This is a genomic window from Pseudomonas sp. NBRC 100443 (genome assembly GCF_030268185.1).
In the GTDB taxonomy this organism is placed as follows: domain Bacteria; phylum Pseudomonadota; class Gammaproteobacteria; order Pseudomonadales; family Pseudomonadaceae; genus Pseudomonas; species Pseudomonas citronellolis.
Genome location: NZ_BSQE01000002.1, coordinates 293,830 through 309,867, shown reverse-complemented (window position 1 = coordinate 309,867; position 16,038 = coordinate 293,830). Strand labels below are relative to the sequence as shown.

The following is a 16,038-nucleotide window of genomic DNA, read 5'->3' as shown; positions in this document are numbered from 1 at the left end:
TACGCCCTACGAACCTGCCGGCTGACACTGCGTTATCCACCCACGCCGAACAGCCCCCTCTCCCTCCGGGAGAGGGCTGGGGTGAGGGCAACGGACTCCACCAACACTCCGCTACCAAAACCTGTAACTCCGCTCCCCCTCCCTAACCCTCCCCCGCAAGCGGGAGAGGGGACTGTTCGGTGTGATGCTCAACCACGAACCCGCCTGAAATAGCCAATGGCCAACGGCGTATAACCGCGAACGGTTATGCGCCCTACGTTCTGGCGCGCTACCGCCGGATGCTCCGGGCCGGGCCCTCAGGACGGATGAGGCTGCGCCACGCCAACCGGCCGCTCGTCCGCCACCATGACGCGGTTGCGGCCGGCCTGCTTGGCCTGGTAGAGCAGGGCGTCGGCGGTCGCGAGCACCGCGCCGACGTCCGTCCGTCCCTCGCTGCTGAAGGCCACGCCCAGCGACAGGGTCACCCGCCCCACCTGCGGGAAGTCCGTGCGTTCCGTCGTCAGGCGGATGCGCTCGGCGACTTCCGCCGCCACGCCGAGCGAGGTGGCCGGCAGCAGCAGGATGAACTCCTCGCCGCCGGCGCGGCACGGCAGGTCGCCGCTGCGCGAGTTGCACCGCAGCACCTCGGCGAAGGCTTGCAGCACCTGGTCGCCGGCGGCATGGCCGAAGGTGTCGTTGACCTGCTTGAAATGGTCGATGTCCATGCTGATCACCGCGAAGGGCTCGCCGCGCGCCACCCAGCTCGCCAGGGTCGCCTCCAGCGCGCGGCGGTTCGCCAGGCCGGTCAGCGGGTCGCTCTGGGCCTGGCGGTTGAGCTGGCCGATGCGCTCCTGGGTCATCTGTCCGCCGATGATCAGCGCCCGGCGGATGCGCCAGGCCTCGAAGTACCAGGCGCGCACCCCCTCGATGCGCTCGGTGTTGTCCAGCTGCGCCGCGTAGTCGGCCAGCCGGCGCAGGGGATGGCTGATCCGCGCGGCTATCCACCACAGCAGCGGGAAGCCGAGCAGGATCATCGGCACTATCCCCGCCAGCACCTGCAGCATCAGCGCGCGCACGGCGCCGAGGGTGACGCTCAGCGGCTGCTGCGAGACCACGCCCCAGCCGCTGTCCGGCACCGCCGCGTAGCCGGCGAGCATCTCCAGGCCCTCGTGATTGGTGACCTGCATGGCGCCGCTTTCGCCGCGCAGCGCGGCGTCCACCGCGGCGTTGACGCCGATCGTCTGGCCGATGCGCTCGCGCTCGGGGTGGTAGAGCAACTGGCGCTGCTCGTCCACCAGGTAGACGAAGGAGGTGTCCTTCTGGAAGTGCCGGCTGACGATGTGGTTCAGCGAATTGGCGCGGTTCAGGTAGATGGTCCCGCCGACCAGGCCGAGGTAGTCGCCGCGGGCGTTCCACACCGGATGGGAGACGAACACCACCCGCTCGCCGGACTGCGAATGGAAGGCCGGGCTGATCATCGCCTGGCGCATTTCCAGGGGGCGCTTTGAGAGGATCTTGCGCCCATTGGCGCTGAGCCACTGGGGCAGGGCGCTGAGGATCCGCCCGGTCGCGTCGACGATGACCACTGTATTGAAGCTGCCGTCCTGGCGGGCCAGGCGTTCCACCTCGGCGCCGCGGACCGCCGCATCGGCGAAATCACGCCCGAGGACAGTCGCGCTGTAGGCCAGGCGGTCCAGGGACGAGGCGAGGCTCTGGTTGATGCTCAGCGCAACCTTGGCCGCATAGGCCCGGTTGTGTTCCAGCGCACTGAGGACCAGCGTCTCCCGCTGGATCCGGTAGGTGGCGAACAGGTCGTTGGCCAGGGTCGCGATGGCCGCCAGCGAGGCGAACAGAAGGATCAAGGTGCGCAGGTTGAGCCTGGGCATGGGCCCCAAGGACATGGTGGATTCCGTCGATACTGTGGAGATCGCCGCGCCATCCACCCGGGCCGGACACGCCTGGCGCGAGCGCGCTTTCGAGGGGCTCGATGCCGTGGCTGGAGGCGGGTGGATGGCAGACGCCAGGGCGCCATTATGGACAAGGCCGGGCGCCGCGCCGGGGGTATTGGCGGAGATTCAGGGGCGGGGGCTGTAAAGCAGGAAGATTCCGTCGGGAATATGGGACAGGTCGGGGGCGGCTGCCCCTTGCCCCGGCGATGCATGGCATCCGGCACCGGGGCGCAAGGGGCTTCAGGCGCGGCGGGCGGGCTGTTCGTCCTTGGCCACGCTGGCGCAGCAATGCAGCAGGGCATCGCGGATCATGAAGTTGACCAGGGTCGGGGAAACCCCCAACTCGCGGGCGATCTCCTTCTGCTGCACGCCGTGCAGACGGTACATCTCGAAGGCGTAGCGAGTGCGCTCGGGCAGCTGGCTCAGGGCCTCGTCGATCTGTTCGAGGGTGTCGAAGTTGATGTGCAGGGTTTCCGGCGTGGCGCCGTAGGCCGCCTCGGCCTCCATCAGCTCCTGCGGCGCGCCGGTGTGGCGCTGCTCCAGCGCCTGCTTGCGGTAGTGGTCGATGGCCAGGTTGCGCACTACCTGGAACAGGTAGCTCATCTGCGCCTTCAGCGGAATGGAGGCGCCGGAGGCGTTCTGCAGGCGGAAGAAGGTGTCCTGCACCACGTCCTCGGCATGGGAACGGCAGCCGAGGAAGCGCGAGGCGAACTTGACCAGGATGGAACGATTCTCGATGAAGGTCGCGACCAACGGGGAGGCATAACGGGAGGTGGGCAGTTCATCCAGCATGAGAATCACCTAGCGGCAGTGTGGGTGGGCAAATCGCTAGTCAGGTACGCATCCAGCGAGCCGAGCCGGAAAGTATTTGAAATGAGAATCATTGTCAACAATTGTAAATGAATGTTCTTGCTGGCCGGAAAGCCCCGTGCAGACTGGCTTTGTGCCATCCGGGCGGGCTCGCCGACCTAGCTGAGAACACTAATTATTTCGAATGATCGTCCGTACACCTCTGAGAGAACCGGCTGAAGGCCCAAGTGGGACTTTTCCGGTCGATGACCAGTCGCGGTTGCACTCAGCAGGAAATCCAAATGGACGCGTTCGAACATCCCTCCTCAATGGCCCAGGCCCTGCGCCAGCGTGCCGGCACCCAACCCGATCGGCTGGCCTTGCGCTTCCTGGCCGAAGACGGCGCCGGCGACCTGGTGCTCAGCTACGCCGAGCTGGACCGCCGCGCCCGCTGCATCGCCGCCGCCCTGCAGGCCCGGGCGGGGCAGGGCGAGCGCGCGGTGCTGCTGTTCCCCAGCGGCCCGGACTACGTCGCCGCCTTCTTCGGCTGCCTGTACGCCGGCATGGTCGCGGTGCCCGCCTACCCGCCGGAGTCGGCGCGCCGCCACCACCAGGAACGCCTGCTGTCGATCATCGACGACTGCGCGCCGCGCCTGGTGCTGACCCAGGCCGAACTGCGCGGGGCGTTGCTGGAAGGCTGCCCGGCGCTGTCCGGCGCCGCCGCGCCGCAGCTGCTGTGCGTCGACGAGCTGGACCTGGCCGGCGCCGAGACCTGGGTGGAAACCGAGGTCCGCCCCGAACACATCGCCTTCCTGCAGTACACCTCCGGCTCCACCGCGCTGCCCAAGGGCGTGCAGGTCAGCCACGGCAACCTGGTGGCCAACGAGCGGCTGATCCGCGGCGGCTTCGGCATCGGCGCCGACGATGTGATCGTCAGCTGGCTGCCGCTGTACCACGACATGGGCCTGATCGGCGGCCTGCTGCAGCCGGTCTACAGCGGCGTGCCCTGCGTGCTGATGTCGCCGCGCTACTTCCTCGAACGCCCGCTGCGCTGGCTGGAAGCCATCAGCCAGCATGGCGGCACCGTCAGCGGCGGGCCGGACTTCGCCTACCGCCTGTGCACCGAGCGCGTCAGCGAGTCGGCCCTGGCCGGGCTGGACCTGAGCCGCTGGCGCGTGGCCTTCTCCGGCTCCGAACCGATCCGCCAGGACAGCCTGGATAATTTCGCCGCCAAGTTCGCCGCCAGCCGCTTCGAGGCCTCCAGCTTCTTCGCCTGCTACGGCCTGGCCGAGGCCACCCTGTTCGTCAGCGGCGGCCAGCGCGGCCAGGGCATCGCCGCCCTGGGCGTGGACGAGGCGGCCCTGGCGCAGAACCGCATCGAAGCGGGCAGCGACAGCGTGCTCATGTGCTGCGGCCGCAGCCAGCCGGAACATGCGGTGATGATCGTCGACGCCACCGATGGCGCCGCCCTGGACGAGAACCGGGTGGGCGAAATCTGGGCCGCCGGGCCGAGCATCGCCCACGGCTACTGGCGCAACCCCGAGGCCAGCGCCAAGACCTTCGTCGAGCGCGACGGCCGCACCTGGCTGCGCACCGGCGACCTGGGCTTCCTGCGCAGTGGTGAGCTTTACGTCACCGGGCGCCTGAAGGACATGCTCATCATCCGCGGCCACAACCTCTACCCGCAGGACATCGAGCGCGCCGTGGAAACCGAGGTGGATGCCGTGCGCAAGGGCCGCGTGGCCGCCTTTGCCGTGCAGGTCGATGGCGAGGAGGGCATCGGCATCGCCGCCGAGGTCGGCCGAGCGCTGCAGAAGCGCATCCCGGCCGACGCCCTGATCGACGCCATCCGCCAGGCGGTGGCAGAGGCCTGCCAGGAGGCGCCGAAGGTGGTGGCGCTGCTCAACCCCGGCGCGCTGCCGCGCACCTCCAGCGGCAAGCTGCAACGCTCGGCCTGCCGCACGCGCCTGGCCGACGGCAGCCTGGACGCCTACGCCGTCTACCCCGGCCAGGCACCCCGGGCCGAAGCCGCGCCGGAGCAAGGCGCCGATGCCTTGCAGGCACGCATCGCCGAACTCTGGCGCGAGCACCTGGGCGTCGAGCGCGTAGGCGCGGACGACAACTTCTTCCTGCTCGGCGGCAACTCCATCGCCGCTGCCCAGGCCATGGCCGCGCTGCGCGAGGCCCTGGGCGTCAACCTGAACCTGCGCCTGCTGTTCGAGGCGCCGAGCCTGGCCGCCTTCAGCGCCGCCGTGGCTGCTCGCCTGGCCGATGGCGCCGCGGCGGAAGCGCCCATGGCCCAGCTGCCGCGCGGCGGCGACCTGCCGCAATCCGCGGCCCAGCGCCGCCTGTGGCTGAACTGGCAGATCGAGCCCCGCGGCTGCGCCTACAACATCCCCGGCGGCCTGCTGCTGCGCGGCGAACTGGACGAAGACGCGGTCTACGACAGCTTCGCCCGCCTGGTGCAGCGCCACGAATCGCTGCGCACACGCTTCCTCGAACGCGACGGCCAGGCGCTGCAACGCATCGAGCCGCGCGGCGAGTTCCATTGGCAGGTGCTGCAACTGGACGCCGGCAAAGCCGAACAACGCCGCGAGGCCGAGGCCCGCGAGCCGTTCGACCTGGAAAAGGGCCCGCTGCTGCGGGTGAGCCTGGTACACCTGGACGACGACCTGCACCAGCTGTGGGTGACCCTGCACCACATCGTGGCCGACGGCTGGTCGCTGAACCTGCTGCTGGACGAATTCGCCCGCCTGTACGCCGAGGCCCTGGGCGGCCAGGCCGCCGAGCTGGCGCCGCTGCCGGTCGGCTATGCCGAGTTCGCCAGCTGGCAGCGCCAGTGGCTGGAGGCGGGCGAGGGCGCCCGCCAGCTGGGCTACTGGCGCGAACAGCTGGGCGAGGAAGCCCCGGTGCTGGAACTGCCCACCGACCACCCGCGTGGCAACGCCGCCTCGCCGGCGGCGCGCCTGAGCCTGCGCCTGGACGACAAGCTCGGCCAGGCCCTGCGCGAAGCGGCCCAGGCCAACCAGGCCAGCGTCTTCATGTGGTTGCTGGCGGCCTTCCAGGCCCTGCTGCACCGCCACAGCGGGCAGGCCGACATCCGCGTCGGCGTGCCCAGCGCCAACCGCCAGCGCCAGGAAGTCCAGGGGCTGGTCGGCTTCTTCATCAACACCCTGGTGCTGCGCGCCACGCCCGCCCCGCGGCAGGCCTTCGGGCAATTGCTGGCCCAGGTGCGCGAGGCCACCCTGGGCGCCCAGGAGCACCAGGACCTGCCCTTCGACAGCCTGCTGGAAACCCTGCCGGGCCACGGCGGCCAGCCGTTCCAGGTGCTGTTCAACCACCAGCAGCGCGACCTTTCCGCCCTGCGCCGGCTGCCCGGCCTGCTGGCCGAGGAACTGCCCTGGCACAGCCGAGAGGCCAAGTTCGACCTGCAATTGCAGACCGAGGAAGACGCCCGCGGCCGCCTGCGCCTGAACTTCGACTACGCCGCCGAACTGTTCGACGCCGCCAGCATCCAGCGCCTGGCCGACCAGTACGTGGCGCTGCTGCGCCAGGTGGTGGCGCAACCGCAACTGTGCCTGGGCGACATCGCCCTGGCGACGGACGCGGAACTGGCGCGCCTGGAGCAGTGGGGCAGCGCGCCCTGCGAGCCGGCGCGCAGCTGGCTGCCGGAACAACTGGAACGCGAATTGCCGGCCCATGCCGAACGCGTGGCGCTGCAATGGGACGGCGGCGAACTCAGCCACGCCGAACTGCACGCCCAGGCCAACCGCCTGGCCCACTACCTGCGCGACAAAGGCGTGGGCCCCGACGTGCCGGTGGCCATCTGCGCCGAACGCTCGCCGCAGCTGCTGGTGGGCCTGCTGGCCATCCTCAAGGCCGGCGGCGCCTACGTGCCGCTGGACGCGGACTACCCCGCCGAGCGCCTGGCCTACATGCTCGACGACTGCGGCGCCAGCCTGCTGCTGACCCAGTCCCACCTGCTGGAGCGCCTGCCGAGCCTGGAGGGCGTCGCCACCCTGTGCTTCGACGGCCTCAAGCTGGACGGCTGGCCGAGCAGCGCGCCGGGCCTGCACCTGCACGGCGACAACCTGGCCTACGTCATCTACACCTCCGGCTCCACCGGCCAGCCCAAGGGCGTGGGCAACACCCACGCGGCCCTGGCCGAGCGCCTGCAATGGATGCAGGCCACCTACGCGCTGCAGGCCGACGACGTGCTGATGCAGAAGGCCCCGGTGAGCTTCGACGTTTCGGTGTGGGAATGCTTCTGGCCGCTGCTGGCGGGCTGCCGCCTGGTGCTGGCCGGCCCCGGCGAACACCGCGACCCGGCGCGCATCGCCCAGCTGGTGCGGCAGTTCGGCGTGACCACGCTGCACTTCGTGCCGCCGCTGCTGCAACTGTTCATCGACGAGCCCGGCGTGGAGGAATGCACCAGCCTGCGCCGCCTGTTCTCTGGCGGCGAGGCGCTGCCGGCGCAGCTGCGCGACCGCACGCTGCAACGCCTGCCCGGCGTGGCCCTGCACAACCGCTACGGCCCGACGGAAACCGCGATCAACGTCACCCACTGGCACTGTTCGCTGGAGGATGGCGCGCGCTCGCCCATCGGCCGGCCGCTGGGCAATGTGGTCTGCCGCGTCCTCGACAGCGAACTCAACCCGCTGCCGCCGGGCGCCGCCGGCGAGCTGTGCATCGGCGGCGCCGGCCTGGCCCGTGGCTATCTGGGCCGCCCGGGGCTGAGCGCCGAACGCTTCGTCGCCGACCCGCTGGGCGTGCCCGGCGCACGCCTGTACCGCACCGGCGACCGCGCGCGCTGGAACGAGCAGGGCGTGCTGGAATACCTCGGCCGCGAGGACCGCCAGGTGAAGCTGCGCGGCTTCCGCATCGAGCTGGACGAAATCCGCGCGCGCCTGCTGGCCCAGCCCGGCGTGGCCCAGGCCGTGGTGCTGATCCGCCAGGCCGGCAATCTCGGCAGCCAAGTGCTGGGCTACTACACCGCGACCGCCGATGCCCCGGCCGAGGCCGAACACGGCCAGGCCCTGCGCACTGCATTGCAGGCAGCGTTGCCGGAATACATGGTCCCGGCGCAACTCATGCGCCTGGACAGCATGCCCCTGGGCCCCAGCGGCAAGCTGGACCTGAAGGCCCTGCCCGAACCGAGCGGGCAGCAGCGCGAGCACGTCGCCCCGCGCGACGAAGTGGAGCAGCGCCTGGCCGCCATCTGGAGCGAAGTGCTGGGCCTGCCGCAAGTAGGCCTGGACGACGACTTCTTCGAGCTGGGCGGGCACTCGCTGCTGGCCACCCGGATCGTCTCCCGGGCGCGCCAGGCTTTCGCCATCGAACTGCCGCTGCGCGAGCTGTTCGACGCCAGCCGCCTGGGCGCCTTCGCCGAGCGGGTGCGCCAGCTGCGCGCCGCCGGCAGCCGCGACAGCCAGGGCGCGATCCGCCCGGTGGACCGCAGCCAGCGCGTGCCGCTGTCCTACTCGCAGCAGCGCATGTGGTTCCTCTGGCAACTGGAGCCGGACAGCCCGGCCTACAACGTCGGCGGCATGGCGCGGCTGCGCGGCGCGCTGGACCTGGACTGCTTCGAGCGCGCCCTGCAGGCCCTGGTGCAGCGCCACGAGACCCTGCGCACCCGCTTCCCCAGCGTCGACGGCGTGCCGCACCAGCAGGTGCAGGCGGACAGCGAGCTGCGCATGCAGCGCCTGGACTTCTCCCACCTCGATACCGAAGCCCGCCAGCAGGCCCTGCAACAACTGGCCGACGACGAGGCGCACAAGCCCTTCGACCTCGAACAGGGCCCGCTGCTGCGGGTGTACATGGTCCGTCTGGCCGAGGACGAGCATTACCTGGTAGTGACCCTCCACCACATCGTCACCGAAGGCTGGGCCATGGACATCTTCGCCCGCGAGCTGAGCGCGCTCTACGAGGCCTTCCTGGCTGGCCGCGAATCGCCCCTGGCGCCGTTGCCGGTGCAGTACCTGGACTACAGCCTGTGGCAGCGCGACTGGCTGGAGGCCGGCGAACGCCAGCGCCAGCTGGACTACTGGACCGCCCAGCTGGGCGAGGAGCACCCGGTGCTGGAACTGCCCGGCGACCGCCCGCGGCCGCCCGTGCAGAGCCACCGCGGCGACCTCTACCGCTTCGACCTGGCGCCGCAGCTGGCCGAGCGGGTACGCCGCTTCAATGCCGGCAACGGCCTGACCCAGTTCATGACCATGACCGCCGCCCTGGCCGTACTGCTGTACCGCTACAGCGGCCAGCAGGACCTGCGCATCGGCGCGCCGGTGGCCAACCGCATCCGCCCGGAGAGCGAAGGGCTGATCGGCGCCTTCCTCAACACCCAGGTGCTGCGCTGCCGCCTCGACGGGCAGATGAGCGTGGCCGGGCTGCTGGAGCAGGTGCGGCAGACGGTGATCGACGGCCAGTCGCACCAGGACCTGCCCTTCGACCACCTGGTGGAGGCCCTGCAGCCGCCGCGCAGCGCCGCCTACAACCCGCTGTTCCAGGTGATGTGCAACGTCCAGCGCTGGGAGTTCCAGCAGACCCGCCAACTGGCCGGGATGACCGTGGAATACTGCGTCAACGACGCCCGCGCCACCAAGTTCGACCTCAACCTGGAAGTCACCGACCTCGACCAGCGCCTGGGCTGCTGCCTGACCTACAGCCGCGACCTCTTCGACGAGCCGCGCATTGCCCGCATGGCGCGCCACTGGCAGAACCTGCTGGCGGCGATGATCGCCGACCCGCAACAGCGCCTGGGCGAGCTGCCGATGCTGGATGCCGGCGAGCAGGATGCGCTGCTGACCTGCAGCGGGCCGCAACTGAGCGATACCCTGCACGGCCTGTTCGCCGCCCAGGCCGCGGCCACGCCGCAGGCCCCGGCGCTGACTTTCGCCGGCCAGAGCCTTAGCTACGCCGAGCTGGACGCCCGCGCCAACCGCCTGGCGCGCCTGCTGCGCGAACGCGGCGTGGGCCCGGAAGTGCGCGTCGGCCTGGCCCTGGAACGCTCGCTGGAAATGGTCGTCGGCCTGCTGGCGATCCTCAAGGCCGGCGGCGCCTACGTGCCGCTGGACCCGGAATACCCGCTGGAGCGCCTGCACTACATGATCGAGGACAGCGGCGTGCGCCTTCTGCTCGGCCAGCCGGCGCTGTTCGAGGCCCTGGGCGCGCTGCCCGAAGGCGTCGGCCGCTGCTGCCCGGCGCAGGAGGGCGAGGCCCTGGCGGCACTGGACGACGGCCCGCTGCCGGCCTTCGCCCAGCCGCAGCACCTGGCCTACCTGATCTACACCTCCGGCTCCACCGGCAAGCCCAAGGGCGTGGCGGTGTGCCACGGCGAGATCGCCATGCACTGCCGCGCGGTGATCGAGCGCTTCGGCATGCGCACCGACGACTGCGAGCTGCACTTCTATTCCATCAACTTCGACGCCGCCAGCGAGCGCCTGCTGACGCCGCTGCTGTGCGGCGCCCACGTGGTGCTGCGGGCCCAGGGCCAGTGGGGCGCCGAGGACATCTGCCAGCTGATCGCCGAGCACCGCGTGAGCATCCTCGGCTTCACCCCCAGCTATGGCAGCCAACTGGCCCAGTGGCTGCAGACCCAGGGCCGGCAGCTGCCGGTGCGCCTGTGCATCACCGGCGGCGAGGCGCTGACCGCCGAGCACCTGCAGCGCATCCGCCAGGCCTTTGCGCCGCGCTACTTCTTCAACGCCTACGGCCCCACCGAGACGGTGGTCATGCCCCTGGCGGCCCTGGCCCCGGAGCAGGTGGAAGCCGGCGCCGGCGTACCCATCGGCAGCCTGGTGGGCGAGCGCAGCGCCTGCCTCCTCGACGCCGACCTGGCCCTGGTGCCCCAGGGCGCCGGCGGCGAGCTGTACGTCGGCGGCGCCGGCCTGGCCCGCGGCTACCACGAGCGCCCGGCGCTGACCGCCGAGCGCTTCGTGCCCGACCCCTTCGGCGCACCCGGCGGGCGCCTGTACCGCACCGGCGACCGCGTGCGCCAGCGCGCCGACGGCCAGGTGGAATACCTCGGGCGCATCGACCAGCAGGTGAAGATCCGCGGCTTCCGCATCGAGCTGGGCGAGATCGAGGCGCGCCTGCAGGAACACCCGCAGGTGCGCGAGGCGGCCGTACTGGCCATCGACGGGCCGAGCGGCAAGCAACTGGTGGGCTACGTGGGCTGCGCCGAAGCCGGCGCCGACGAGGCGGCCCAGGCCGACCTGCGCGAGGTGCTCAAGGCGCACCTCAAGCAGCAACTGCCGGACTACATGGTGCCGGCGCACCTGGTGCTGCTGGAGGGCCTGCCGCTGACCGCCAACGGCAAGCTCGACCGCCGCGCGCTGCCGGCGCCGGACGCCAGCCTCGGCCAGCGCGCCTACGAGGCCCCGCGCAGCGAGCTGGAACGCCAGCTGGCGGCTGTCTGGGGCGAGGTGCTGAACGTCGCCCAGGTCGGCCTGGACGACAACTTCTTCGAGCTGGGCGGCGACTCCATCCTCTCCATCCAGGTGGTCAGCCGCGCCCGCCAGCAGGGCATCCAGTTCAGCCCGCGCGACCTGTTCCAGCACCAGAGCGTGCGCAGCCTGGCCGGCGTCGCCCGCAGCGCCGGCGCCAGCCTCGCCGAGCAGGGCGAAGTGCAGGGCGAGAGTGCGCTGACGCCGATCCAGCAGTGGTTCTTCGAACTGCCCCTGGAGAACCGCGCGCACTGGAACCAGTCGCTGCTGCTGGAGCCGCGCCAGGCGCTGGATGCCAAGCTGCTGCGCCAGGCCCTGGTGCAACTGGTCAAGCACCACGACGCGCTGCGCCTGACGTTCCGCCAGGAGGACGGCCGCTGGCATGCCGAACACCGGGCTGCGGACGATGGCGCCTGGCTGCTCTGGCAGGCGCAGGTGGCGAGCTTCGACGACTGCGCCGAAGTCTTCGAGCGCGCCCAGCGCAGCCTGGCCCTGCACGGCCCGCTGCTGCGCGCGGTGCTGGTGGACGGCCCCGGCGCCCAGCGCCTACTGCTGGCGATCCACCACCTGGTGGTGGACGGTGTGTCCTGGCGCGTGCTGCTGGAAGACCTGCAGCAGGTTTATCGCCAACTCGCCGCCGGCGAAGCGCCGCAACTGCCGGCCAAGACCAGCGCCTTCCGCGACTGGACCGCGCGCCTGCAGGCCTACGCCGGCAGCGAGCCGCTGCGCGAGGAACTGCACTGGTGGCGCGGCCAACTGGACGGCGCCCCCGGCGCCTGGTTCTGCGACAACCCGCAAGGCCGCAACGACGAGGCCCTGGCCCGCAGCCTGAGCCTGCGCCTGGACCGCGAGCGCACCCGCCAGCTGCTGCAGCAGGCGCCGGCGGCCTACCGCACCCAGGTCAACGACCTACTGCTGACCGCCCTGGCCCGGGTGCTCTGCCGTGTCAGCGGCGAGGCCTCGGTGCTGGTGCAGCTGGAAGGCCACGGTCGCGAGGCGCTGTTCGACGACATCGACCTCAGCCGCACGGTCGGCTGGTTCACCAGCGCCTTCCCGCTGCGCCTGGCGCCTGCTGGCGAGGCGGGCGAGGCGGGACTGGCGGCGTCGATCAAGGCGATCAAGGAACAGCTGCGCGCCGTGCCGCACAAGGGCCTGGGCCACGGCGTGCTGCGCCACCTGGGCGACGAGGCCGGGCGCCGCGCCCTGGCCGAGCTGCCGCAGCCGCGCATCACCTTCAACTACCTGGGCCAGTTCGACCAGAGCTTCACCGACGACGCCCTGTTCCGCCCGCTGGACGAGCCCACCGGGGCCATCCACGACGCCGCCGCGCCGCTGCCCAACGAGTTGAGCGTGGACGGCCAGGTCTACGGCGGCGAACTGGTGCTGCGCTGGACCTACAGCGCCGAGCGCTACGAAGAGCAGACCATCGCCGAGCTGGCCAACGCCTACCGCGACGAACTGCAGGCGCTGATCGCCCACTGCCTGGGCGACGACGCCGGCGGCCTGACGCCGTCCGACTTCCCCCTGGCGCGCCTGAGCCAGGCGCAGCTGGACGCCCTGGCGGTGCCGGCGGCGCAGATCGACGACGTCTACCCGCTGACGCCCATGCAGGAGGGCCTGCTGCTGCACACCCTGCTGGAGCCGGGCACCGGCATCTACTACATGCAGGACCGCTACCGCATCGACAGCGAGCTGGACCGCGAGCGCTTCGCCGCCGCCTGGCAGGCTGTGGTGGCGCGCCACGAGGCGCTGCGCGCGTCCTTCTCGTGGAACGCCGGCGAGGCCATGCTGCAGGTGATCCACAAGCCCGGCCGGCTGCGCATCGAGTTCCTCGACTGGAGCGAACTGCCCGCCGACGGCCACGAGGAACGCCTGCAGGCCCTGCACAAACAGGAGCGCGAGGCGGGTTTCGACCTGCTCGAGGCGCCACCTTTCCACCTGCGCCTGATCCGCCTGGGCGCGGCGCGCTACTGGTTCATGATGAGCAACCACCACATCCTCATCGACGCCTGGTGCCGCGGCCTGCTGATGAGCGATTTCTTCGAGATTTACGCCGCCCTGGGCGAGGGCCGCGCGCCGCAGCTGCCGGCCGCGCCGCGCTACCGCGACTACATCGCCTGGCTGCAGCGCCAGGACCTGGAGCATTCGCGCCGCTGGTGGCAGCAGAACCTGAACGGCTTCGAGCGCGCGACCTACATCCCCAGCGACCGGCCGATCCTCCACGAGCGCGCCGGGGAAAGCGGCGGGATGATCGTCGGCGACCGCTACACCCGCCTGGATGCCACCGACGGCGCGCGCCTGCGCGAACTGGCGCAGCGCTACCAGCTCACCGTCAACACCTTCGCCCAGGCGGCCTGGGCCCTGGTGCTGCGGCGCTACAGCGGCGAACGCGACCTGCTGTTCGGCGTCACCGTGGCCGGGCGCCCGGTGGGCCTGCCGCAGATGCAGCGTACCGTGGGGCTGTTCATCAACAGCATCCCGCTGCGCGTGCAGCTGCCGGCGCCCGGCGCGCGGCAGACGGTGCGCGACTGGCTGACCGGGCTGTTCGAACGCAACCTGGAACTGCGTGAGCACGAGCACCTGCCGCTGGTGAGCATCCAGGAAGCCAGCGAACTGCCCAAGGGCCAGCCGCTGTTCGACAGCCTCTTCGTGTTCGAGAACGCCCCGGTGGAAGTGGCGGTGCTGGACCGCGCGCAGAGCCTGAAGGCCAGCTCCGATTCCGGGCGCACCCACACCAACTTCCCGCTCACCGTGGTCTGCTACCCCGGCGACGACCTGGGCCTGCACCTGTCCTACGACCAGCGCTACTTCGAGGCGCCGACCATCGAGCGCCTGCTCGGCGAGTTCAAGCGCCTGCTGCTGGCCCTGGCCGACGGTTTCCATGGCGACGTGGCCGAACTGTCGCTGCTGGGCACTGAGGAACGGCGCTTCCTGCTGGAGGACTGCAACCGCAGCGAGCACGCCTACCCGCTGGAGCAGGGCTACGTACGCCTGTTCGAAGCGCGGGTGGCCGCGCACCCGCAGCGCATCGCCGCCAGTTGCCTGGACCAGCAGTGGAGCTACGCTGAGCTGAACCGCCGCGCCAACCGCCTGGGCCACGCGCTGCTGGCCGCCGGCGTCGGCTTCGACCAGCCGGTGGCCCTGCTCGGCGAGCGCGGCCTGGACCTGCTGGGCATGATCGTCGGCAGCTTCAAGGCCGGCGCCGGCTACCTGCCGCTGGACCCGGCGCACCCGACGCAGCGCCTGACGCGCATCCTCGAACTCAGCCGCACGCCGGTGCTGGTGTGCAGCGCCGCCTGCCGCGAACAGGCCCTGGCGCTGCTCGCCGAACTGGGCTGCGGCAGCCGCCCGCGCCTGCTGGTGTGGGACGAGGTGCAGCACGGCGCGGCCGCCGAGCACGACCCGCAGCGCTACAGCGGGCCGCGCAACCTGGCCTACGTGATCTACACCTCCGGCTCCACCGGCCTGCCCAAGGGCGTGATGGTGGAACAGGCCGGGATGCTCAACAACCAGCTGAGCAAGGTGCCGTATCTGGCGCTGGGCGAGGGCGACGTGATCGCCCAGACCGCCTCGCAGAGCTTCGATATCTCGGTCTGGCAGTTCCTCGCCGCGCCGCTGTTCGGCGGCCGCGTGACCATAGTGCCGAACGCCATCGCCCAGGACCCGCAGGCCCTGCTGGAACACGTGGTGGAGCAGGGCGTGAGCGTGCTGGAAAGCGTGCCCTCGCTGATCCAGGGCATGCTCGCCGAGGAGCACAAGGCATTGCCCGGCCTGCGCTGGATGCTGCCCACCGGCGAGGCCATGCCGCCGGAACTGGCGCGGCACTGGCTGCAACGCTACCCGCAGGTGGGCCTGGTCAACGCCTATGGCCCGGCGGAGTGCTCGGATGACGTGGCCTTCTTCCGTGTCGACGCGGCTTCCACCGAGGCCACCTACCTGCCCATCGGCAGCCCCACCGACAACAACCAGCTGTACCTGCTGGATGCCGAAGGCGACTTCGAACTGGTGCCGCTGGGCGCGGTGGGTGAGCTGTGCGTGGCCGGCACCGGCGTCGGCCGCGGCTACGTCGGCGACCCGTTGCGCACGGCCCAGGCCTTCGTCCCGCATCCCTTCGGCGCGCCGGGCGAGCGCCTGTACCGCACCGGCGACCTGGCGCGGCGCCGCGCCGACGGCGTGCTGGAGTACGTCGGGCGCGTCGACCACCAGGTGAAGATCCGCGGTTTCCGCATCGAACTGGGCGAGATCGAGGCGCGCCTGCACGAGCTGCCGGAGGTGCGCGAGGCGGCCGTGGCGGTGCAGGAAAGCGCCGCCGGCAAGTACCTGGTCGGCTACCTGGTGCCCGCCGCGACGGTAGTAGAGGAGGGCGCCTGGCTCGAACAGGTGCGCCAGCACCTGCGCGCCGACCTGCCCGACTACATGGTGCCGCTGCACTGGCAGGTGCTGGCGCGCATGCCGCTCAACGCCAACGGCAAGCTCGACCGCAAGGCCCTGCCGGCGCTGGACATCGGCCAGGCCCTGGCGCACGCCTACCAGGCGCCGCGCACCGAGCTGGAGGCCACCCTGGCGCAGATCTGGGCCGAGGTGCTCAAGGTCGAGCGCGTCGGCGTGCTGGACAACTTCTTCGAACTGGGCGGGCACTCGCTGCTGGCCACGCAGATCGCCTCGCGGGTACAGAAGGCCCTGCAACGCAACGTGCCGCTGCGGGCCATGTTCGAGTGCAGCACGGTGGAGGAACTGGCCAGCTACATCGAGGCCCAGGCAGCCAGCGCCATCGACGAGCGCAAGGCGGCGCGCCTGGACGACCTGATGTCGCAGCTGGAAATGCTCTAGCCCGGCACTTGCCGCGGGGCCGCCGAGGCCCCGCGGAGGTATCGCGA

Annotated in this window: 3 protein-coding genes; 1 reads left to right on the top strand and 2 read right to left on the bottom strand. The window is 71.0% G+C overall.

The features are described 5' to 3' along the window. Positions 1-296 precede the first annotated feature (296 nt). Positions 297-1,880 (bottom strand): GGDEF domain-containing protein, encoded by a 1,584-nt coding sequence (locus tag QSJ95_RS03505; protein WP_009622061.1) that lies wholly within the window; start codon positions 1,878-1,880, stop codon positions 297-299. 288 nt (positions 1,881-2,168) lie between these two features. After that, positions 2,169-2,720 carry an RNA polymerase factor sigma-70 gene (locus QSJ95_RS03500; protein WP_043272766.1) on the bottom strand — a complete coding sequence of 184 codons (552 nt, stop codon included), beginning with the start codon at positions 2,718-2,720 and terminating at the stop codon, positions 2,169-2,171. Positions 2,721-3,019: 299 nt separating this feature from the next. On the opposite strand from QSJ95_RS03500, the gene QSJ95_RS03495 reads away from it, so the two are divergent. Further along, the gene (locus QSJ95_RS03495; RefSeq protein ID WP_285640083.1) at positions 3,020-15,991 is read left to right on the top strand and encodes a non-ribosomal peptide synthase/polyketide synthase; all 12,972 of its coding nucleotides are present in this window, start codon (positions 3,020-3,022) and stop codon (positions 15,989-15,991) included. Positions 15,992-16,038 lie beyond the last annotated feature (47 nt).

Bases quoted from the DNA above. Each gene is read 5' to 3' on its own strand.
- QSJ95_RS03495 (WP_285640083.1), top strand. From the start codon at position 3,020: ATGGACGCGTTCGAACATCCCTCCTCAATGGCCCAGGCCCTGCGCCAG.
- QSJ95_RS03505 (WP_009622061.1), bottom strand. From the start codon at position 1,880: ATGTCCTTGGGGCCCATGCCCAGGCTCAACCTGCGCACCTTGATCCTT.
- QSJ95_RS03500 (WP_043272766.1), bottom strand. From the start codon at position 2,720: ATGCTGGATGAACTGCCCACCTCCCGTTATGCCTCCCCGTTGGTCGCG.